The sequence below is a fragment of the Streptomyces flavotricini genome, assembly GCF_020639365.1.
Taxonomy (GTDB): domain Bacteria; phylum Actinomycetota; class Actinomycetes; order Streptomycetales; family Streptomycetaceae; genus Streptomyces; species Streptomyces flavotricini.
Genome location: NZ_JAINUL010000001.1, coordinates 7,225,180 through 7,244,469 on the forward strand (window position 1 = coordinate 7,225,180; position 19,290 = coordinate 7,244,469).

General features: G+C 73.2%; 18 protein-coding genes and 1 pseudogene. 9 read left to right on the plus strand and 10 right to left on the minus strand.

Annotated features, from left to right (window positions below):
• Nucleotides 1–302 precede the first annotated feature (302 nt).
• Nucleotides 303–488 (plus strand): DUF5999 family protein, encoded by a 186-nt coding sequence (locus K7B10_RS33100; RefSeq protein ID WP_030158228.1) that lies wholly within the window; start codon nucleotides 303–305, stop codon nucleotides 486–488.
• A gap of 144 nt (nucleotides 489–632) precedes the next feature.
• Here K7B10_RS33100 and K7B10_RS33105 read toward each other — a convergent pair whose 3' ends face one another.
• Nucleotides 633–2,735, minus strand: a complete 2,103-nt coding sequence (locus K7B10_RS33105) for an ATP-binding protein (RefSeq protein ID WP_229342497.1) — start codon at nucleotides 2,733–2,735, stop codon at nucleotides 633–635.
• Between the two features lie 84 nt (nucleotides 2,736–2,819).
• Complete coding sequence (locus K7B10_RS33110; protein ID WP_308284657.1) at nucleotides 2,820–3,776, minus strand: fibronectin type III domain-containing protein; 957 nt, start codon at nucleotides 3,774–3,776, stop codon at nucleotides 2,820–2,822.
• Between the two features lie 133 nt (nucleotides 3,777–3,909).
• On the opposite strand from K7B10_RS33110, the pseudogene K7B10_RS33115 reads away from it, so the two are divergent.
• From K7B10_RS33115 to K7B10_RS33125, 3 genes and pseudogenes are all read left to right on the plus strand, one after another.
• Nucleotides 3,910–4,196, plus strand: a pseudogene (locus tag K7B10_RS33115) (hypothetical protein); the annotation flags it as partial.
• A 100-nt stretch (nucleotides 4,197–4,296) separates the two neighbouring features.
• Nucleotides 4,297–4,491, plus strand: coding sequence for a hypothetical protein (locus tag K7B10_RS33120; RefSeq protein WP_134074112.1), 195 nt, complete (start codon nucleotides 4,297–4,299; stop codon nucleotides 4,489–4,491).
• Nucleotides 4,492–4,643: 152 nt separating this feature from the next.
• A complete protein-coding gene (locus K7B10_RS33125; protein ID WP_372481495.1) occupies nucleotides 4,644–6,212 on the plus strand; it encodes a hypothetical protein in 1,569 nt (522 codons plus the stop codon).
• Nucleotides 6,213–6,229: 17 nt separating this feature from the next.
• On the opposite strand, the gene K7B10_RS33130 is transcribed toward K7B10_RS33125, so the two are convergent.
• The 3 genes from K7B10_RS33130 to K7B10_RS33140 all read right to left on the minus strand — a co-directional run bounded on the left by K7B10_RS33130 (nucleotide 6,230) and on the right by K7B10_RS33140 (nucleotide 8,437).
• A complete protein-coding gene (locus tag K7B10_RS33130; protein WP_229342499.1) occupies nucleotides 6,230–6,919 on the minus strand; it encodes a cytochrome b/b6 domain-containing protein in 690 nt (229 codons plus the stop codon).
• Nucleotides 6,903–7,673, minus strand: a complete 771-nt coding sequence (locus K7B10_RS33135; protein WP_229342506.1) for a molybdopterin-dependent oxidoreductase — start codon at nucleotides 7,671–7,673, stop codon at nucleotides 6,903–6,905. Before K7B10_RS33135 ends, K7B10_RS33130 begins: the two co-directional genes overlap by 17 nt.
• Nucleotides 7,674–7,768: 95 nt before the next feature.
• A complete protein-coding gene (locus K7B10_RS33140) occupies nucleotides 7,769–8,437 on the minus strand; it encodes a DUF6445 family protein (RefSeq protein WP_229342508.1) in 669 nt (222 codons plus the stop codon).
• Between the two features lie 144 nt (nucleotides 8,438–8,581).
• Here K7B10_RS33140 and K7B10_RS33145 point away from each other — a divergent pair, with 144 nt between their 5' ends.
• Nucleotides 8,582–9,241, plus strand: coding sequence for a DUF2278 family protein (locus K7B10_RS33145; protein WP_229342510.1), 660 nt, complete (start codon nucleotides 8,582–8,584; stop codon nucleotides 9,239–9,241).
• A 15-nt stretch (nucleotides 9,242–9,256) separates the two neighbouring features.
• On the opposite strand, the gene K7B10_RS33150 is transcribed toward K7B10_RS33145, so the two are convergent.
• Both K7B10_RS33150 and K7B10_RS33155 read right to left on the minus strand, forming a co-directional pair.
• Entirely contained in the window at nucleotides 9,257–9,532 is a 276-nt protein-coding gene (locus K7B10_RS33150) for a hypothetical protein (protein ID WP_229342512.1), read from the minus strand.
• Nucleotides 9,533–9,661: 129 nt separating this feature from the next.
• Nucleotides 9,662–10,066 (minus strand): hypothetical protein, encoded by a 405-nt coding sequence (locus tag K7B10_RS33155; RefSeq protein ID WP_229342514.1) that lies wholly within the window; start codon nucleotides 10,064–10,066, stop codon nucleotides 9,662–9,664.
• Nucleotides 10,067–10,244: 178 nt separating this feature from the next.
• Between K7B10_RS33155 and K7B10_RS33160 the strand changes: the two genes are divergently transcribed.
• Genes K7B10_RS33160 through K7B10_RS33170 form a run of 3 tightly spaced genes read left to right on the plus strand, consistent with a single transcriptional unit; the run spans nucleotide 10,245 to nucleotide 12,930 of the window.
• A complete protein-coding gene (locus K7B10_RS33160) occupies nucleotides 10,245–11,480 on the plus strand; it encodes a sensor histidine kinase (protein WP_229342516.1) in 1,236 nt (411 codons plus the stop codon).
• The gene (locus tag K7B10_RS33165) at nucleotides 11,468–12,121 is read left to right on the plus strand and encodes a response regulator (RefSeq protein WP_229342518.1); all 654 of its coding nucleotides are present in this window, start codon (nucleotides 11,468–11,470) and stop codon (nucleotides 12,119–12,121) included. Before K7B10_RS33160 ends, K7B10_RS33165 begins: the two co-directional genes overlap by 13 nt.
• A gap of 50 nt (nucleotides 12,122–12,171) precedes the next feature.
• A complete protein-coding gene (locus tag K7B10_RS33170) occupies nucleotides 12,172–12,930 on the plus strand; it encodes a DUF4097 family beta strand repeat-containing protein (protein ID WP_229342520.1) in 759 nt (252 codons plus the stop codon).
• A gap of 59 nt (nucleotides 12,931–12,989) precedes the next feature.
• Here K7B10_RS33170 and K7B10_RS33175 read toward each other — a convergent pair whose 3' ends face one another.
• Both K7B10_RS33175 and K7B10_RS33180 read right to left on the minus strand, forming a co-directional pair.
• Nucleotides 12,990–13,820 carry a hypothetical protein gene (locus K7B10_RS33175; protein ID WP_229342522.1) on the minus strand — a complete coding sequence of 277 codons (831 nt, stop codon included), beginning with the start codon at nucleotides 13,818–13,820 and terminating at the stop codon, nucleotides 12,990–12,992.
• The gene (locus tag K7B10_RS33180) at nucleotides 13,820–15,100 is read right to left on the minus strand and encodes a VWA domain-containing protein (RefSeq protein ID WP_229342525.1); all 1,281 of its coding nucleotides are present in this window, start codon (nucleotides 15,098–15,100) and stop codon (nucleotides 13,820–13,822) included. Before K7B10_RS33180 ends, K7B10_RS33175 begins: the two co-directional genes overlap by 1 nt.
• A gap of 152 nt (nucleotides 15,101–15,252) precedes the next feature.
• Between K7B10_RS33180 and K7B10_RS33185 the strand changes: the two genes are divergently transcribed.
• Nucleotides 15,253–15,531 carry a hypothetical protein gene (locus K7B10_RS33185; protein ID WP_229342527.1) on the plus strand — a complete coding sequence of 93 codons (279 nt, stop codon included), beginning with the start codon at nucleotides 15,253–15,255 and terminating at the stop codon, nucleotides 15,529–15,531.
• A gap of 110 nt (nucleotides 15,532–15,641) precedes the next feature.
• Here K7B10_RS33185 and K7B10_RS33190 read toward each other — a convergent pair whose 3' ends face one another.
• Nucleotides 15,642–19,133, minus strand: coding sequence for a M28 family peptidase (locus tag K7B10_RS33190; RefSeq protein WP_372481571.1), 3,492 nt, complete (start codon nucleotides 19,131–19,133; stop codon nucleotides 15,642–15,644).
• Nucleotides 19,134–19,290 lie beyond the last annotated feature (157 nt).

The window sequence follows — 19,290 nt, forward strand, 5'->3', positions numbered from 1 at the left end:
TAGCCCGCTCCGGTGCGGCGGCAGCCGGGCGAGGGCCCGCGCCGAACGTGATCCCGGCCACGCCCGTGCCGGACGCGAACACCCTTGCGGGGCACGGCGGCGGCGCCCGCCAAGGGGCGTCGGGTGAACGAACCGGATACCGGGCATGAGCGCATGGTGAGCGGGCATACACACCCTGAACTGGACTGCCGAAATGGGTTCCGTCCGGGGGCGGCGATCAGCAATACTCACCGCCACCGTGGATCGCGGATTCGACCGGGTGACCACCGGCCCTCCCGCCCCACACTGCGAGGAGGTGCGCCATGTGCTCCCACCAGCCCCCCTGCCCGTCCGCCGACAGCGCCGATCACGACGCCGCCCGCACCGTGGCCTTCCGTCCCGAACAGGGCTGGAGCCTGCTCTGCAACGGTCTGGTGGTCTTCGACGACACCGGTGAGCTGCTCCCCGACGGCCGCGCGGTGGAACCCCGCCGCCCGGCCCTGGTCTGAGCTAGGAGGCAGCATGCGCCAGCAGCTGATCCGCAAGCCCGTCCCCAAGCCCGCACCACGAGACCTGGACCTGCGCACACCGTCGGGCAGACCCCTCCCGTACTGACGGGAGCCCCGACGTTAAGCGGCCCCACCGGCTGGAGTTCAGCCGGTGGACGCCGCGGTTCCGCCCAGGAACGCGGCCTCGTAGGCCTCGTCCCCGATCGCCGCGCGGGCCTGCCGCTCGCCCCGGTCCCGCAAGGCCGTCAGCGAGGGTGAGCCCATCTGCGGCCGGCCGACCGTGCGCCACCAGGCGTGCCCGGTGCCCAGCAGCCGCGCCGCGAGTTCCCCGTCGCCCAGCGCCGCCACCGCCGCCGCGAGCACGTCCAGACCGAGCGCGATGCCGAACCGGTCGCCGAGCAGCCGCTTCCCGGAGAGCATCGCCCGTACGTGGCGCGCCGCCTCCCCGTGGTGGCCGAGCCCGAGCGCGGCGACCGCCAGGATGTAGTCCGCGTACGCCCGCAGCCAGCGCTCGCCCAGCTCCGCGCAGGCCTCGCGAAGCCCCCGGGCCTCCTCGGCGGCCTCCTCGAAGCGCTCCAGGTCGCACAGGGCGTAGCCGGTGGCCAGCCGGCACAGCAGCCAGCCGGGGCCGCTGGTCCGGCCGCCGTGGGCGGCCCGAGCCCGGGGGCCGGCGAGCTCCAGGGCCCGTACGGGATCCCCGGGCATCAGTACCGAGACCCCGTGCAGGTAAGCGGCGCGCAGCTCCGGCTCGGGGTCCGCCAGCCGGGCCGCCGCGCGGGTGCACTCGGCGCCCAGCTCCAGGGCCGCGTCCATGTCCCCCTGGAGCAGGGTGGTCAGTCCGAGGGCCCACAGGGCCTGGGTGTACGCGGCGCCCGTCCCCGGGGCCGTCCGCAGGGCCCGTTCCAGGAAGCCCCGGCCCTCGTGGACGTGTCCGCACGAGAACCAGAAGAACCACAGGGCGCCGGCCATCTCCAGCGCGGCCGCCGGGTCAGCTCCGAGGAGGTGCTCCAGCGCCGTTCGCAACTGGGCGTGCTCGGCGGTGATCCTGCGGTACCAGTCCACCTGCTCCGGAGTCATCCAGCCCCGGTCGGCGGCCTGGCAGAGCGCCGCGTACCAGTGGGCGTGCCGGTCGGCCACGGTCTGCACCTCGCCGAGCTCGGTCAGCCAGTCGTGGCCGTACTCGCGGATGGTGTCCAGCATCCGGTAGCGGGCGCCCGCCCCCCGCTCCAGGGTGCGCCGTACGACGGACTTCGCGACCAGGCCCGCGAGCACCCGCTCCACCCGGGAGGCGGGCAGCGGGCCGCCCGAGCACACCGCCCGGGCGGCGGCGATGTCGAAGTCCCCGGTGAAGACGGACAGTCGGGCCCACAGCAGCCGTTCCACCGGCTCGCACAGCTCGTGGCTCCAGCCGATCGCGGTCCGCATCGTCCGGTGCCGGGGCTGGAGGCCGGGCCCGCTGTCGGACAGCACGGCGAAGCGGGTGCCGAGCCGCTGGGCCACCTGCTCCAGGGTCCACAGCCGCATCCGGGCGCCGGCGAGTTCCAGGGCCAGCGGGATGCCGTCGAGGCGGCGGCACACCTCGGCCGCGAGCCGCGCCCGTCCGGGGTCGTCGAAGGCCGCCGCGGCCTCGGGGGTCGCGGTCAAGGCCCGGGCGCGGAACAGGGCGAGGGCGTCGCTGTCGGGGCCCCCGCAGGGCAGCGGGCAGACCTCGACGACCTTCTCGCAGGGGCTGTCGAGGGGCTCCCGGGAGGTGGCCAGCACCGTCAGGCCGGGGGCGGACTGGAGGAGTTCACCGACGAGGTGGCGGCACTCGGCCACCATGTGCTCGCAGGTGTCGAGGACGAGGAGCAGTTCCTTGTCCGCCATCCACGCGCACAGCTCCTCGTCGAGGGGACGGGCGGAGTGGTCGGCCAGGCCCACGGCGTGGGCGACGGTCATGGTGAGCAGGCCGGGATCGCGCAGCGGCGAGAGCTCCACCCACCAGACCCCGTCGGGCCGGGCCTGTTCGGGATCGCTGACGGCCCGCAGGGCGAGGCGGGACTTGCCGACGCCGCCCACCCCGGTCAGCGTGGTCAGCCTGCGGGATGCCAACATGCCGTGCAAGTCGACGAGTTCGCTCTCCCGCCCGATGAACCCCGCCGGGTCGGGCGGCAGGTTCCCCGGCGGGGCGCAGGGAGCCGGATCGGGATCGCCGTCGGCTGCCGCGGAATCCGGCCCTTTTCTGTTGGACGAGTACTCACCGAACACGGTTGTATTGTGCGCGATCTTCTCGTCCGGACGTGCCGTTCCGTTCGGATTGCCGTCACGTTGACGGGAGTCCGGCCGCGCGTCTCATGCGGCGAGTACGATGCTCCGCTCCGTGGAGAAGGCCCCCCAGTTGCCGTCGGGCAGCCGGGCGCGCAGCTTGAGCGTCCACCGGGTGCCGGCCGGTTCGGTCACCGTGAGCCGGTGCTGTACCCCGGTGGCTCCGGACGCGGGCACGGCGCCGGCACCGAACTGGATGACGGTGACGGCCCGTCCGTTGACGTGGAGCTCGTACTCGGTGGTCGGGCGGCCCGTGTCGGGGGCGGTCCAGGTCAGTGTGACGGCGCCGGGAGAGGCGGTCGCGGTGAACTCGGCGGGCGCGGTGCCCGGGCCCTGACCTGCGGAGGGCGCGGTGGTCACGTCCACCGCCGGGCCGTCGGGGGAGGAGTTGTCCGCCCCGTCGCGGGCCCGGACGGTGAAGGTGTAACCGGTGCCCGGCTGGAGGCCGGTCAGGGTGGTGCCGGTCTCGCCGGGGCCGGCGGTGTGGATCCGGATGCCGCCCTGGTAGACGTCGTACGCGGTCACGCCGGTGTCGTCGGTCGCCGCGGACCAGGACAGCGTGGCGGACCGGGGGCCGTCCGCCCTGCCCGTGGTGCGGGCGGGGGCGGTGGGGGCCCGGCGGTCCTCTGCCTTGGCGGCCGGGGTGGTGGCCCCGGCGGAGGCGCTCGGGGCGGAGGTGTTCCCGGCGGCGTCGCGGGCCCGGACCGTGAAGGCGTAGCCGGTCTGCGGGCTGAGGCCGGTGATGTCCACCATCGTCTTGTCGGCCGGGAGTTCGCGCACCAGTCGGCCCGCCTGGAAGACCTGGTAGTTGGTCACCGCGTCGGCCGGGGCCGCCGCCTGCCACATCACGTGGACGGAGGTGGCGCTGCCGGCCTGCGCGGTGATCCCGGCGGGGGCCGCGGGGGGCGTGGTGTCGGCGGCGGTGCAGGCGGTGAGCCCGGCGGCGGCCAGGCAGAGGGAGAGCAGGGGGGCGGTGCGTCGCACGGGGGCCTTCCTCGGCTTCCGCTTCCTCGTAAAGGTCTAGACATATATGGCACGCCTGCGGGAGGCGCGGCAAGACCCGTGCGAGGCGGGCTCGCACCGCCGGTCGATGTGTCCGGGTTCGTGTTCTTCTGATCCCGACCGCGGGACCGTGGCCTTCGACGGCACCGCCGTGACGGGCTTCCGCCATCGGGCGCCGCGCTCCCTGCGCATCGGAGTCGGCGTCGTCTTCCAGCAGCCCCGCCTCTCGGCCGACCGATGACCGCGATGCTGGACGCCTCCACCACTGCCGCCCTGGTGGGGGTGGTCGAGGAGTACCGCGCCGAGACCGGGGCCGGGCTCCTCGCGGTCGGCCACGATCCGGTCCTGCTCGCCCGCTGGTGCGACCGTACGACCCACTGGGACGAGATCGTCAAGCACTGACCGCCGGTCACGGACGGTCAACACCCGTACGGCGGACACGGGTTTCGCCCGGAGGCAACCCCTCCTGCGCCACGATGGGCGCCGCTCTCAGGAGGTATCGATGGTGATTTCGCTCTCCGTGGTCGTGCTGCTCCTGGTCCTCGCGTGGATCTTCATGCGCAGCGGCGGACTCAAGTTCTCCCACGCCCTCGTCTGCGTGCTGCTCGGCTTCTACCTCGCGAGCAGCAGCATGGCGGCGACCATCCACGACGGTCTGACGGCCACGGCCGAGGTGGTCTCCGGCCTGCGCCCGTAAGCCCCCGGTCCCGGGCGAACTGATCGACTGTTGCGCCTTCATGAATCATCCGGCTCCGCCATGGACTCCTCAGGCCGTGCGATCTAGCGTCTGGCGGCGGCGCGATGTCATACGCACTGTCAACAAAACTGAAGAGAACGGAGGAAGCCCGGATGTTCCGAAGAGCGCTGAACTGCGCCGTGGTCCCCGCCCTCATCGTGTTCACCGCGATGTACGGGACCTCCCCGGCGCAGGCCGCGGAGATACCCCAGACCCCCGGTCACCGCCTGGTCAGCCACTACGACGGCGCCCCCGCGGCCGCCGTCCCGCTGCCCGGCGAGTCCCCGCCCCAGCACCCCTTCCTCGCGCCCAACGGCCGCAGCGGCATGCACTCCGACGCCGGGGGCAGCGCCACCTCCCCCTGGTCCGGGCCGCTCGGCAGGAACCCGCGGGTGAGCAGCGAGAAGATCGCCGCTCTGGGCGGCGAATGCGCCACCGCCACCTTCGACGCGGGCGGCCGGCTGGTCACGGTGTGCGGCACCTTCACCGGCTTCAAGGTCAAGCTCCTTGATCCCCATACGCTGTCCACGCTCGCGGAACACCAGCTCCCGCAGCGTTCTTCGACGGTCGAGGCGATCACCTCCCTCGACTTCTCGAAGATCTTCAAGGACACCTCGGGCGGCGCCTACTTCTACCTGGACGACCAGGACCGGGCCGTGCTGGCCGACTCCCGCCAGCACATCCTGCGCCTCTCGCACGCGCAGCAGCCGGACGGCAGCTGGACGTTCGCCGTCGACGACGACTGGGACCTCACCGGCCAGGTTCCGCACGACTGCGTCACCTGGACCAACCTGCGGCCCAGCGGCACCTGCGACCCCGTCACCTCCGTGATGCCCGACTGGAACGGCCGCATCTGGTGGGTCACCCGGCAGGGCCGCGTGGGCACCGTGGATCCGCACACCTCGCGGATCCGCTCGGTCCGCCTCCCGGGCGAGGAGATCCAGAACTCCTTCTCGGTCGCCGAGGACGGTGTGTCGATCGTCTCCGACCACGCCCTCTACAGCTTCCGCGCCACCGCCGACGGCACCCCCGAAGTGCAGTGGCGCCAGACGTACGACCGCGGTACGGGAACCAAACCCGGCTCCGTGAACCAGGGCTCGGGCACCACCCCGGACCTCTTCGGCGACGGCTACGTCGCCATCACCGACAACGCCGACGACCGGATGAACGTCCTGGTCTACCGGCGGGGCACCGACGTACCCGCCGACCGGCGGCTGGTCTGCAAGGTCCCGGTGTTCGCCGGCGGCGCCTCGACCACCGACAACTCCCTGATCACCTGGGGCAACAGCATCGTCGTCGAGAACAACTACGGCTACGAGAACCTCACCAGCCTGCTGCTCGGCAAGTCCGTCGTCGGCGGGGCCAGCCGGATCGACGTCCGCGGCGACGGCAGCGGCTGCGACACGGTGTGGCACAGCCCCGTCCGCTCGCCCTCCGTCGTCCCGAAGCTCTCCACCGCGAACGGGCTGCTCTACTTCTACGAGAAGGAGCCCAATGCCTGGGGGATCGACGCCTGGTACCTGACGGCGGTGGACTTCCGCACCGGAGAGCGCCGCTGGCGGCAGCTGACGGGAACCGGGCCGCTGTACGACAACAACTGGGCACCGATCACGCTCGGACCCGACGGCACCGCCTACGTCGGCGTCTTCAACGGCATCGTCGCCGTACGCGACGGCGGCTGACGGCGGCTGACGGCGGTTCACGCGGAACCGGCCGGAGCGCGATCCGCGTCGGCCGGCTCCCCCCGCTCCGCGGGGCCGGGCCGCCCGTGCCGCCACAGCGGGTGCTCGCGCTCGGCCCACCCGCGGTCGACGGAGCCCGTACGCAGGCCCCGGCGCGCCTCGGGGTCGGCCAGGGCCTTGCCGATGTGCGCGGCGAGCACGACACCCATGGTGAGGGCCAGCCAGTCGTGGACGAAGGTGGCCGCCGTGCGCCGGACCAGCGGGACGAGGCCGGTCCACCACATGAGCATCCCGGTACCCGCCATCACCAGGACCGCCCCGGCCAGCCAGCCCGCGTACACCTTCTGGCCGGCGTTGAACTTCCCGGCGGGCCGCCTGGTCACGCGGTCCCGTCGCAGGGCGGCCCGCAGCCAGACCCGGTCGTGCGGCCCGAACCGGCCGAGGCGCCGCAGGTCGGCGCGGAAGGCGCTCGAGGCGAGCCCCAGCAGGAACGGGACGACCAGCAGCAGCCCGGACCAGACGTGCACGGTGACCAGCAGGTGGCGGCGGCCGACGAGCTCGGCGAGCGCCGGCAGGTACAGACAGGCCGCCGTGCCCGCGCACAGCCCCGTCAGCGCGGCCGTGGACCGGTGGATCCACCGCTCGGCGCCGCTGAACCGGTGGATCCGCTCGGTGCGCCGGCGCGCCGGCTCAGACGGTCGGGGCATCGTCGCGTCCGTTCGACCGGCCGACCCATGCGTCGACGTCGTACCCGAGGTCCTCCCAGTAACCCGGCTCCACGTCACGGGTCAGGGTGATGCCGGAGAGCCACTTCGCTGACTTGTAGAAGTACATGGGGGCCACGTACAGGCGGACGGGACCGCCGTGGGAATGGCTCAGCGGCTTGTCCTGCATGCGCAGGGCCACCATGACGTCGTCCCGGCGGGCCTGGGGGAGGGTCAGGCTCTCGGTGTACGCGCCGTCGAAGCAGCTGAAGCGGATGGCCCGGGCCTCGGGGCGCACCCCGGCGGCGTCGAGCAGCCGCGTCAGCGGCACGCCCTCGAAGGGGGTGCCGGGAACCCGCCAGCCGGTGACGCACTGCACGTCCCGTACGACGCGGGTCTGCGGAAGCGCCCGGAGTGCGTCGAGGGTGTACGTCATGGGGCGGTCGACGAGGCCGTCGACGGTGAGCCGGTAGTTCTCGGGGCCGCGCTCGGGTACGGAGGCGGTGACCGAGTAGTAGCGGAACCCGCCGCCGTTGGGCAGCAGCCCCGTGAGGCCGGTGGGGTCCTTGGTGGAGGCCGCGCCGAGGAAGGCCTCGAAGCCGCCCTGGAGGTACGGGGCGGTGACCAGCCCGGCGGCGCCGAGCCCGACCGTGCCGAGGACCAGGCGGCGCCCGATCGGCGTGCCCTGACCGTCGGGGTCGGGGTCGGGGTCCGGCGGCGGCTGGGGTGCGGGTTCGGCTGCGGGTGTCGGGCTCACGGCCCGATTCGACCACCGCCGCCGCGCCGGCGCCAGGCCCGGCGGCGGTCCGTCAGACTTCCGTCACACCTTCCCCGCCACCGGCGCCGCCGGGGTCAGGCCTTCCAGAAGAACACGGCCGTCATCCGCTTCTCCTCCAGCGTCCGGCCCCAGTAGCCGGTGGCGCTGTGGATCAGGTTCGCGGAGTACAGCAGCAGCCGGTTGGCGCGGTGGGGGACCCGTACGTCCTCGGTGAAGGAGTCCGGGGAGACGAAGCGGGTGCCCAGGGCGTCGACCAGGTTGTTGTGCGGGGCGATCACCTGGTTGCCGCCCAGCGCGCCGCCGGGCAGGCTCTGCCGGTAGAAGCTGGTCCCGCAGTCCTTCGGCACCGCCGGGTTCAGGTAGAGGACGGCGGCATAGCGGCACAAGCTCCGCGAGTCGGTGTGCGGGCGCGGCTCGGACTCGCCCTCGCCGACGACCTGGACGCAGTTGTGGTTGAACGTGCCGCCGCCCGCGGGCCGTTCGGCCCAGAGCTTCGGCGCGCCGGTGGACTTGCGCACCAGCCGCTCCACCAGGGCCAGTTCATCGGGCGCCAGGCCCGGCATCGCGCGCAGCCCCGGCCAGCTCTCGGGCTTGTGCGGATAGCCCTCGGTCCAGTCGTCCTTGGCCAGGCAGCGCTCCCGTACGGCGTCCGGGTCCGGCAGTACGTCGTCCAGTACCCAGTAGTCGCGCCCGCGGGTCGGCTTGCGGTACGGGAGGACCGGGAGGGGAGGAGGTAGGGGCATGGCAGGGACGGTAGCCACCGGGTGTGGTGCGGCTCGCTCCGCAAGGAGTCAACGTTCCGTCAAGTGTTCACCATGGCTTGGGAGATCGTCGGGACACACCTGCGGGCGCCCGCGGTCGGGCGACCCGGGTGGTTCACTGGCGGCATGCCGCTCGAAAACTACGGAGTGCTGTCCGGAACCCTGCACCGCCACTTCCGTGACCGGCCCGATGACCAGGGCCGCTGGTTCCACGTCCACCTGGAGGTCGACGCGCCCGCCGGCCTCTACGAGTGCGCCATCGACGTGGACAGCAAGCACTCCGCCGTCGGGGTGCAGTGGAAGGTCTTCACCCTGCACGCCTCGGTGCTCGACCCCGTCGCCTCGCCCGCGCCCGGCTACCACGACCTCGCCCGGACCTCCGGATCCGGCGCGCTCGACTACCTGCGCCACCCGGCGCTCGCCGACCGCCCCGGCTGTCTCCTCGGCGGCCACCCGCCGCGGTGGTTCCAGCGGATCCTGGACCGGCTGAACCCGCCCCGGCCCTGGGTCTCGGGCTCGTACCTGGAGGCCTCCGCGGCGCTGGAGCCGATCCTCGTCGTGGGCCGGCCCGTCCTGGTCTTCGGCGAACCCTTCGACGAGGGGCTCGGCATGCACAACGTCCACCAGAACCAGGGCGATCCGTACGGCAGCCAGTGGTGGCCGGACAACGGGACCTGGCAGGACGGGGCCACGCTGACCCGGCGCCCGGACGGCCTCTTCGACGTGTTCCTCTCCAAGTTCTCCACGCAGGAGGAGCCCACCGACGACAACGGTCACCCGGTGTGATGCCCGGCGGGCGTTCTAGTGCGCCGCGCGGCAGGCCCCGGACGCCACGTCCGCGGGGATGCCGACCGCCTGGAGGCTCGCGGCGCAGCTGGTCTGGTTGCCGATCTGGCCCTCGTAACAGGCCTGACCCACCCCGTCAGTGATCTTCTTGCCGTGCTGCACGATGTACTGCTCGCACTCCTGGATGCTGGTGGGAGCGGCCGCGCCGGCGGCCGGGGCGGCGAAGAAGGCGCCGCCGGCGGCGAGGACGAAACCGGCGAGGACACTGGGTACACGGGCCGACGGACGCATGCGGACGCACCTGCTCTCTCGGTCGGTCACGCGGCCCGCCGGTGCGCCGGGCCACGGGCGGGGCGCTGCGGCGCGGGCACTTTGGGAGGACGGCCGGCGTGGCGCATCGGTCACCCCGCCCTTCCGACGCTAGAACACCGGACGGCGGGCCGCCACCGCCGCGCAGGCCGCCGCCAGGGGAAGTTCCGCGCAGGCCGCCAGGGCCACGGCCGCCGCCCGGGCGCTGCCCGGAGCCGAGGTCGTCACGTCGAACCAGGCGTCCATCACCAGCAGCGCGGCGGTCGCCGCTGCCAGGGGCGCCGCGCGGGGATCGTGGCGCCCCAGCAGCAGACCCGTACCGCTCAGCCCGGCGGCCAGCATGGCGTCCAGCCCGATCCAGGCGGTCGACCAGTTGGAGACCTCTGTGGTCTGCGGCAGCGTCTTCGCCAGCACCACCATCCACGGCAGCAGCGCCGCCCCGGCGCCGGTGAGCAGCGTGGCCAGCCGGGGCCGGGGCGTGCGGCGGGTCCGCAGACGCGGGGCGACGAGGGTCATGGCGGTGGAGCTCCTTCCGGCCCCGGCGGTCCGTCCTCCGGGTACGGGCACCACTCTGGTCGCGCGGAGGAGCGGAATCAGTAGCGGCACGGTCCGAACCGGGGGTGGCACTGGCTACACCCCCGACCGGGTACCAGGGTGGTGGGGCGGCCCTGACCAGTGCGATTACCGTACGGGTATGGGACTTTCCGGGGCGCTGAGGCGTACCACACGGTGGATCGCCGGCCACGCGCCCTGGTCGGCGTGGGCCTGGCGGAGCACCGCCTTCACCGTCGCCGCCCTTCCGATGGCCCTGCCCGCCGCGGCCGCGTTCCTGTTCCCCAAGGCCGCCGCACTCACGCTGTTCGTGCTGCTGATCCTGACCCCGCTGCTCACCCTGCTGCAGCGAAGCCGGTTCCGGGAGCTGCTGGAGCGGGAGATCCCGGCCGTCTCCCGCGGACAACGGCCGCTGCGGCCAAGCGCCTTGCCCGCCTGGCTGCGCGCGGAGTCGACCTGGCGCCAGTACGGGTACCACCTGCTGGTCAGCCCGCTCGCGGGGATCGGCGGGGCGCTGATCGTCCTGGCCTGGGCGTGCGGGTTCGCCGGGGCCTCCGTGTACGGCTGGTCGTGGATGCTGCCCGCCGAGTACGGCGGCCCCGGCTGGACCGGGCGCTACGACACCGTCACCGTCCTCGGCGCCCTGCTGCTGCTCGCCACCCCCTGGCTCGCCGCCGCCCTGGCCCGGCTCGACGCCTTCGCCGCGGCAGCCCTCCTCGGTCCCAACCGGGCCAAGGAGTTGGAGCGGCGCGTCGAGGACCTCGCCGAGAGCCGGGCCGACGTCCTCGACGCCGCCGACCTCGAACGCCGGCGGATCGAGCGGGACTTGCACGACGGCGCCCAGCAGCGCCTGGTCGCCCTCGCCATGAACCTCGGCATCGCCCGCGCCACGCTCACCGATCTCCCACCCGAGGCCAAGGCCGTGATCGACGAGGCCCACCGCGAGGCCAAGGAGGCCATCGAGGAGCTCAACAGCCTCGTACGCGGCCTGCATCCGGCGGTCCTGGAGGACCGGGGACTCGACGCGGCCCTGTCCGGGATCGCGGCCCGGGCGCCGCTGCCGGTCGAACTGACCGTGGAGCTGGCGCGCCGGCCCGGCCCCACCGTCGAGGCCGTCGCCTACTTCGTCGTCTCCGAGGCCCTCGCCAACGTCGCCAAGCACGCCAAGGCCTCCCGCTGCCGCGTGGACGCCCGCCGGGACGCCGACCTGCTGCGCATCACCGTCACCGACGACGGGGTGGGCGGCGCGGACCCGGCCCGCGGCACCGGACTGGTGGGCCTGCGCAAACGCGTAGGGTCGGTCGACGGAACCATCGTGATCAACAGCCCCCTCGGGGGCCCGACCGTCGTGACTGTGGAGCTGCCGTGCGGGCTGTGATCGCCGAGGACTCGGTGCTGCTGCGAATAGGGCTGGTGAAGGTCCTCGAAATGGCCGGATTCGAGGTGGCCGCCGAGACGGGGGACGCCGAGGCCCTGCTCGCCGCCGTGGCCGCGCACGAACCCGACCTCGCCCTGGTCGACGTGCGCATGCCGCCCGGATTCACCGACGAGGGCGTGCGCGCGGCCCTGATGATCCGCCAACAGTGGCCGGCTACCTCGGTCCTGCTGCTCTCGCAGTACGTGGAGGAGCGTTACGCGGCCGATCTGCTGGCCGGTCGGGCCGGGGGCATCGGGTACCTGCTCAAGCAGCGCGTCGCCGACGTCGAGGAGTTCATCGACGCCGTCAGACGGGTCGCGGCCGGCGGCACCGCCCTCGATCCGCAGGTGGTCTCGCAGCTTCTGCTGCGGCGCGGCGGGGGCATCGACCCGCTGGAGCGGCTCACCCCGCGGGAACGGGAGGTGCTCGCGCTGATGGCCGAGGGGCGCTCCAACGCGGGGATCGCGGCGCAGCTCGTGGTCGGCGAGAGTGCGGTCGCCAAGCACATCAACAACATCCTGGCCAAGCTGGACCTGCCGCAGGCCGACGGCGACCACCGTCGGGTGCTGGCGGTCCTGCGCTTCCTGGACGGCACCTCGTGAGCGGGGGCGGCGGCGGGAGTCCCCGGCGTCCCCGGCGTGCGGCGTGGGTCGTGGCCGCGGCCCTGAGCGCCGTGCTCGTCGTTGCCCCCGCCACCTGGCAGGTCTGGTCGTACGCCGCAGGCGAGCGCGGGAGCGCGACGCTGAGCGGCGGCAGCGGCGAACGGCCGGTGTCCGCCGTGGAGATCGACGCGGGTGGCGCCGACGTGCGCATCACCCCCCGCTCCGACGGGCAGGTCGTCTACCGGGCCGAGACGCGCTGGTCGATGGCGGCTCCGGACATCGAGGAGAGCTGGCTCGGCGACACCCTGAAGCTGACGCCGCGCTGCCCGGCGGCCGCGGACTTCGTGGCCTCCGGCATCGGCTGCTCGGTCGACCTGGGCGTCACCGTGCCCGCCGGCATGCCGGTGAAGGTCACCGCGGGCTCCGGCACGGTGGTGGTCAGCGGGCTGGGCGGGGCCGTCGACGCCTCGGTCGGTGCCGGGACGCTCCGGCTGAGCGCGCTGCGCGGGCCGCTGCGGGCGAGCGTGGGCGCGGGCTCGCTCGAAGCCACCGGACTCAGCTCGCCGGAGGCCGAGGTCCGGGCCGGGGCGGGCTCGGCCGTCGTCCGGTTCGCCGCCCCGCCGGAGCGGGTCACCGCCCGGGCGGGTGCGGGGCGGCTCCGGCTCACCGTGCCGGCGGAGACCCGCTTCCGGGTCACGGCCCGGGCCGGGGCGGGCCGTTGCGACGTCGCGCCCGGCCTGCACGATCCGGCGGCGCCGGGCCGTCTGGACATCGCGGCGGACGCGGGCCACGCGGAGGCGGGCTACTGAGGTCCGCCTCCGCGCGGGTGTCCGGCGGCCGACGCGGGGTGCCGCGGCCGCCGGGGCGGTCAGCCGCGGGGCGGGACCCCGGAGGGGCGGCCCCTGCCGCGGGTGAGGGAGTACCCGAAGATGCCGGCGAGGGCGCCGAGGACCCCGCCCGCCGCCGTCCAGATCCAGCGGTCGGACCACCGGCCGCCGGACCAGCCGTCGGCCGGCTCGGCAGCGGCCGCCGGCCGGTCCGAACCGCCGGTGCCCGCCTGCGCGGTCTTGCCGATGCCGGGTACGAGCGGCTTCGCCAGCGCGCCGTCCACCGCGAAGGCACCTCCCGTGTCCCGGGTGGAGGTCTCGACCTCGGCCCGTACGGGAAGGCCGAGGTCCTCCTCCGCCACGCCGACCACCGTCAGGCGGACGTAGTAGCTTCCGGGCAGCGGGTCGTTGGCCCAGGGCTCCGCACCCGGGCGGACCGTGCGCAGCGTGCAGGACAGCTCCACCGAGGCGGTCTCCTTGGCGGCCGCGGCCTGCTGCGTGCCGTAGGTGCACGCCTGGCGGCGGCGCAGCCCGTCGTAGACGTCGAGCTGCCACGTCGAGGCGGAGTGCCGGTTCGCCGCCGGAGGCAGCTTCACCGTGGCCTTGACCGTGGCCCGCTGCCCCGAGTCCAGCGGGACCACCCAGTACAGGTAGTCACCCGTGGACGCCTCGGCCGTGGCCCGCTGGCCCGGCCGGATCGCCGTGGCGGTACGGAAGGCCGTGCCCGCCTCGGTCGGCCCGGAGGCCTTGCCGCCCGGGCTCGCGCTCGTACTCGCGCCGGCCGACGGGGTGTCGGCCAGGGCGGAGCCCGCCATGCCGAGCACACCGCCCGCGGCGAGGGCGGCGGCGGTCAGTATGCGTACGGTACGCATCAGTTGGTCCTCCAGACCGAGATACGCCAGCGGGAGACCCAGCCCCACAGCAGGCCGGCGACGAGGCCCGCGAGCACCAGCACGCCGAGCAGCCACCAGCCGCGGCCGAGACCGAACGCCGCCGCGTCGGAGGCGTCGTCGGGCCCGTCCACCACGTCGATGGTGAGCTCGACGGGCAGGCCCGGCGTGGTCTTGACCGAGGCGGGGGCCGAGAAGGAGTTGCTGACCTGGAGGCAGACGGTCTCCACCGCCTGCTTGCCGTCGCCGTCCTCGTCGGAGTCGTCGACCTCGGCCTTCGGGTAGCGCAGACCGGTCGAGATCATGTCGGTGCGTCCGTCGCCCGCCTCCGAGCCGCGGACGATCTCCCGCCCGTGCACGGTGGTGGCCCGCAGCATGACCCCGTAGTCGTTGTTGACGGCCCGGTCGGCGGCGACGCTCACCGAAGCGCGCAGCTCCTGGCCTGGCTTGACGTCCACCCGGTACCAGCGGTGCTCGCCGAAGGTCTCGCGGTCGGTGTAGAGGCCCGCGCCGAGCTGCGGGGCGCCGGCGCACTGCTTGGCGCCCTCGGTCGCCACCGGGGTGACGACCGGGGTCGCCGCCCGGTCCACCAACTGCTTGACGCGGCCGGAGAGTTCGGCGGTGTGCTGTACCGAGGTGTAGGTGCCGCCGGTGGCCTCGGCGATGCAGATCAGCTGGTTGCGCGTCTTGGCGTCGGGGACGAGTCCGAGCGTGTCGATGACGAGGTGGATGCCCTGGGCCGCGATGTCACGGGCCACTTCGCACGGGTCGAGCGGGGCACAGGTGTCCTCGCCGTCGGTGATGAGCACGATCCGCCGGGTGGCGTCGCCGCCCTTGAGGTCCTCGGCCGCGCCCAGCAGGGCCGGCCCGATCGGCGTCCAGCCGGTGGGGGCCAGGGTGGCCACCGCCGTCTTCGCCTCGGTCCGGTCGAGCTTGCCGACCGGGTAGAGCTGCTTGGTGTCCTTGCAGCCGAGCTGCCGGTCGTCACCGGGATAGGTGGCCCCGAGGGTCCGTATCCCGAGCCGTACCTCGTCGGGCGTGGCGTCCAGCACCTCGTTGAAGGCCTGCTTCGCCGCGGCCATCCGGGACTTGCCGTCGATGTCGGTCGCCCGCATCGAGCCGCTGACGTCGAGGACCAGCTCGACCTTGGGGGACTCCTTCGCCACCGGTTCGCCGGCGGCGGCATTCGCCGGGAAGAGCCCGACCGCCAGAGTGGCCAACAGGCCACAGGCCCCGGCCGCCACCCATTTTCTTGTGATCATCGCCGGATCGTATTGAGGATCCGCCCCCGGGACCAAAACGCTCCGGTCACCCTGCCCGCCCCGGCGCCCGCCGGGGCCGACCTGCCGTCCGCGGCGGGCGCGGCTACCCTGGACGGGGGGACGGTTCGCAGTGCCCCGACGGAGGCGATCCCATGAGACGACGCCATCACTTCCACATCGATCATGCCGGGCACTCCGTCAGCGCCACCGTCGAGACCGGCCACCACGTCGAGGTGGAGATCCTGGTCGACGGCAAGGAGACCGGGCACGGCTCCACGCACCACGACCGGCCCGTCACCGTGCAGGTGGAGCTGCCGACCGATCCGCCCACACCGGTGTCCGTACGCGCGACACCGGGGCCCGGCGTCCCGCGCTGCGTCCTGGAGGTCCCGGACGCCGTTCCCCAGGTCATGTCCCCGCGCCGCTACTGACGACGCCCGCCGACGCCTGACGCCCGACGCCCGCCGACGCGGCCGGGCGGCACGCGCCCCGGCCGCGAGGCCGGGGCTCATGCCGCCCGGAAGCGGGGATCGGACGGGCGTCAGCTCGCCTGGAGGGTGACGTCGTCCACGACGAAGGAGGTCTGGAGGGACTGGTCCTCCACGCCCTGGAACTTCAGGGTGACGGTCTGGCCGGCGAACCGGGACACGTCGTAGCTCTTGAGCACGTAGCCCGGGGCCGCGTCCAGGTTGGACAGGGTCTCCAGGGTCTGGCCGCCCACCGAGACGGTGAACCGGTCGTAGACCACGCTCTCGTCCTCATCGGTGTCGATGTGGAGGTAGAAGGCGAGCCGGGCCGTGGCGCAGCCGGCCGGAAGGGCCAGCGACTGCGAGGCACTGTCCGTGTGGGAGGCGCCGTAGCCGTTCAGCCACGCCATGTACGCGCCGCTGTGCGAGACCTGGCCGGACTGGTTGGTGACGACCCCCGCGGTGGCGGTCCACGGGCTGCTGCCGCTCTCGAAGCCGCCGTTGACCACGACCTGCTTCGGGGTGCACGTACCCCCGCCGCCGCCGACGGTCAGGGTGTAGGTGGTGCTGTGCGCGACCGTGCCGGTACCGGTGACGGTCAGGGTGTAGGTGCCCGCCGCGGTGGCCGCGCCGACCTGCACGGTGAGCGTCGAGGAGCCGCCGGACTGCACGGAGGAGGGGCTGAGCGTCGCGGTCACCCCGGACGGGGCGCCGGAGACCGACAGGGCGAGGGTCTGCGGGCTGCCGCTCACGGTGGTGGTGTTCACCGTGGAGGTGACGCTGGTGCCCGGGGTGGCGGAGCCGGCGGCCGGTGAGGTGGCGATCGAGAAGTCCTGTGCCGGGGTGTCGCCGCCGACGGCCTGCTTCCAGATCGCGTAGGCCACGCCGTCGGCGCTGCGGTCCAGCACCGTGGCGTTGATGTTGCCGGTCGTGTCGCAGGAGCTGTGGTAGCAGGAGTCGTACGCCGCGTTCGCGGTGCCGCCCCACTTGGTCGCCTGTGCCGAGGTCTTGCGGGCGCTGGCGCCGGCCGCGTAGCCGGAGGTGGGGATGCCGCCCTGCTGGAAGGAGTAGTCGTCGCTGCGGCCCTGGCCCTCGGTGTTCTCCTCGGGGGCGAGGTTCAGAGAGGCCCAGTACGCCTTCAGGGGTGCGGCCGTGGTCGAGTTGAGGTTGTTGATGAAGTAGCCGCCGTTGGGCGAGCCGACCATGTCGAAGTTGTAGTAGCCCTTGATGGCGGCCTTCTCGGCGCTGCTGAGCCGGCCCACGTAGAACTCCGAGCCGTTCAGGCCCTGCTCCTCGTCGGTCCACCAGGCGAACCGCACGTGCTTGGTCAGGGTGGGGTTCTTCTGCGCGAGGACGAGCGCGTTCTCCAGCAGGGTCGCGGAGCCCGAGCCGTTGTCGTTGATGCCGGGGCCCGCGGAGACGCTGTCGAGATGGGCGCCGAACATGACGGTCTGGTCGGCCGGGCCGCCGGGCCAGTCCGCGATCAGGTTGTTGGACGGGTAGGTGCACGAGGTGCAGTTCTGCTCGGTGACGGTGAAGCCGGCCGCCTGCAGCTTGCCCTTGATGTACGCCACGGACTGGGTGTAACCGGCGCTGCCCGCCCGGCGGTTGCCGCCGTTCTGCGAGGCGATGGCGTTCAGCTGGGTCAGATGCGCCTGGACGTCGGCCACGTTGATGTTCGGCGGGTCGTTCCCGGGCTGGGTGCCGCCGACGTTCAGCGCGTAGTCGACGGTGTGCGCGAGGCTCGGGCCCTGGCCCTTGACCGTGATGGTGGAGGACCCGGGCGCCGCGTTGGCCGTGGCGGAGAGGGTCAGCGTCGAGGACTGGCCGGACTGCACGGTGGCCGGGTTGAAGGAGGCGCTCACCCCGGACGGCAGGCCGGTGGCGGTGAGGGTCACCTGCTGCGCCTGGCCGGTGGTGGTGCTGGTGGCCACGGTGGTGGTGACCGAGGCGCCCTGCTGGACGCTGCCCGCGGACGGGTTCAGCGCCATCGAGAAGTCGTCGTTCTGCCCGCTCGGGGTGCAGGTCGGGTCGCCGGACTGGGCGGGCACGCTGATCGCGTCCCAGGCGGCCTTGGTCCTGGTGAAGAGGTTGCAGGTGGCCGGGTCCAGCGATTTGGCGGAGCTGAGGGTCGCCGTCCGGTACTTCTTGTACGACATGCTGCTGGTCTTGAGCAGCATGCCGCCGTAGAAGATCTTGCCGGCGGTCTGCACGCCCACGCCGGTGACCGTGGACTGGTTGCAGGTGGGGCTGGTGGGCTTGCCGCCACCCGGGTTGCTGCCCTCGGCCAGCAGGTAGAACCAGTGGTTCAGGGGTCCCGCGGCCGCGTGCACCTCGGTGCCGGGTATCGCGGAGCTGTAGCAGGCCGGGTCGTTGTTGACGGCCGGCGGGTTGTACATGTTCCGGATCGGCCCGCGGCCCTGGAGATTGATCATCTCGCCGACGGTGTAGTCCGGGGTGTCGTACGGGGCCGGCTCGTTGGCGTACGCCTCGGTCAGCGCGCCGAAGATGTCGCCGGTGCCCTCGCCGAGCCCGGACTCCTGTCCGCTGGTGCCGCCGGGGGTGTTGGAGTCGATGGCGTGCCCGTACTCGTGGCCCACCACGTCGATCCCGGCGATCCACTCGTTGGCGCTGTTGTGCCCGATCGTGACCGAGCTGCCGTCCCAGTACGCGTTGAGGTCGCTCAGGCCCACCTTGCCGGGGAAGCTGCGGCCGTTGCCGCTGACGCCGTTGCGGCCCAGCCACTGGCTCAGCATGTCCCACTGCTTCTGCGCGGCGAACATCAGGTCCGTGCAGCCGGTTTCCTTGGAGGTGGCGTTGCCCGTGCCCCAGGAGTCCGAGGACTTCGTGAACACGCTGCCGGTGCTGTAGTCGGCGCAGCTCAGGCCGGGCCGGTTCGGGTCGCGCAGCGAGTACGAGCCGCCCGAGGCGGTGGTGTCCAGGGTGAGCGGGTTCGGGCCGTTCCACTTGCTGGTCCCGCTGCCGGCGACGACCTCGTCGTGGCGGTCGACGACCTTGCCGGTGCGGGCGTCCACGAAGACGTGCAGCTTGCTGGGCGCGGTCTTGGTGTTGCCGGAGAGGACGGTCTCCCAGGCCAGTACCTGCTTGTCGTCCTTGATCTTGACGACGAGCCGGCTGTCGAGCACCTTGTCGACCTTGGCCAGCTCCGCCCGCGAGAGCGTCTCCGCCGCCTTCGCGCTGACGGAGGGGGTGGTCGCGATGTCGATCGCGGTCGTCGAGGCCGACTGGACGGCGCGTACACGGCCCTCGCCGTCGGCGAGGACGACGGCGTCGCCGCCGACGACCGGCAGCCCGCGGTAGCTGCGCTCGTAGGAGACGGAGTACAGGTCCTGCACCCAGGGGGTGACCAGGCGCCGGTCGTACTGCTGCTGGGGCGAGTTGACCAGGGTGTCGAGGCCGCTGCGGACCGCCGCGTCGGCGGCGGCGACCGCGCGCTCGGCGGACTTGGCCTGCGGGGAGGGCGCGGGGGGCTGGGCCTGCGGCGAGGCGGAGGCGGCGGTGGCCAGCGTGCCGGCGAGGCTCGCCGTCAGCGCCATGGCCGCCACGGAGGCCATCCATCTGGTGGGCTGCAAGAGTCCACTCCGATCGTGTGGGGGGATCCGTCCAGGGGACGGGTGGGTGTTGGCGCCGAGTATGGGCGTGGACATGGCGAGATTGGGACATCCCTGCGCACATAAGGTCCGCGTTATGGTGCCGTGGGGT

What these genes read in the sequence shown, in the direction of transcription:
- K7B10_RS33100 (WP_030158228.1), top strand. Translation starts at nt 303, where the DNA reads ATGTGCTCCCACCAGCCCCCCTGCCCGTCCGCCGACAGCGCCGATCAC.
- K7B10_RS33120 (WP_134074112.1), top strand. Translation starts at nt 4,297, where the DNA reads ATGGTGATTTCGCTCTCCGTGGTCGTGCTGCTCCTGGTCCTCGCGTGG.
- K7B10_RS33125 (WP_372481495.1), top strand. Translation starts at nt 4,644, where the DNA reads ATGTTCCGAAGAGCGCTGAACTGCGCCGTGGTCCCCGCCCTCATCGTG.
- K7B10_RS33130 (WP_229342499.1), bottom strand. Translation starts at nt 6,919, where the DNA reads ATGCCCCGACCGTCTGAGCCGGCGCGCCGGCGCACCGAGCGGATCCAC.
- K7B10_RS33140 (WP_229342508.1), bottom strand. Translation starts at nt 8,437, where the DNA reads ATGCCCCTACCTCCTCCCCTCCCGGTCCTCCCGTACCGCAAGCCGACC.
- K7B10_RS33145 (WP_229342510.1), top strand. Translation starts at nt 8,582, where the DNA reads ATGCCGCTCGAAAACTACGGAGTGCTGTCCGGAACCCTGCACCGCCAC.
- K7B10_RS33150 (WP_229342512.1), bottom strand. Translation starts at nt 9,532, where the DNA reads ATGCGTCCGTCGGCCCGTGTACCCAGTGTCCTCGCCGGTTTCGTCCTC.
- K7B10_RS33155 (WP_229342514.1), bottom strand. Translation starts at nt 10,066, where the DNA reads ATGACCCTCGTCGCCCCGCGTCTGCGGACCCGCCGCACGCCCCGGCCC.
- K7B10_RS33160 (WP_229342516.1), top strand. Translation starts at nt 10,245, where the DNA reads ATGGGACTTTCCGGGGCGCTGAGGCGTACCACACGGTGGATCGCCGGC.
- K7B10_RS33175 (WP_229342522.1), bottom strand. Translation starts at nt 13,820, where the DNA reads ATGCGTACCGTACGCATACTGACCGCCGCCGCCCTCGCCGCGGGCGGT.
- K7B10_RS33180 (WP_229342525.1), bottom strand. Translation starts at nt 15,100, where the DNA reads ATGATCACAAGAAAATGGGTGGCGGCCGGGGCCTGTGGCCTGTTGGCC.
- K7B10_RS33185 (WP_229342527.1), top strand. Translation starts at nt 15,253, where the DNA reads ATGAGACGACGCCATCACTTCCACATCGATCATGCCGGGCACTCCGTC.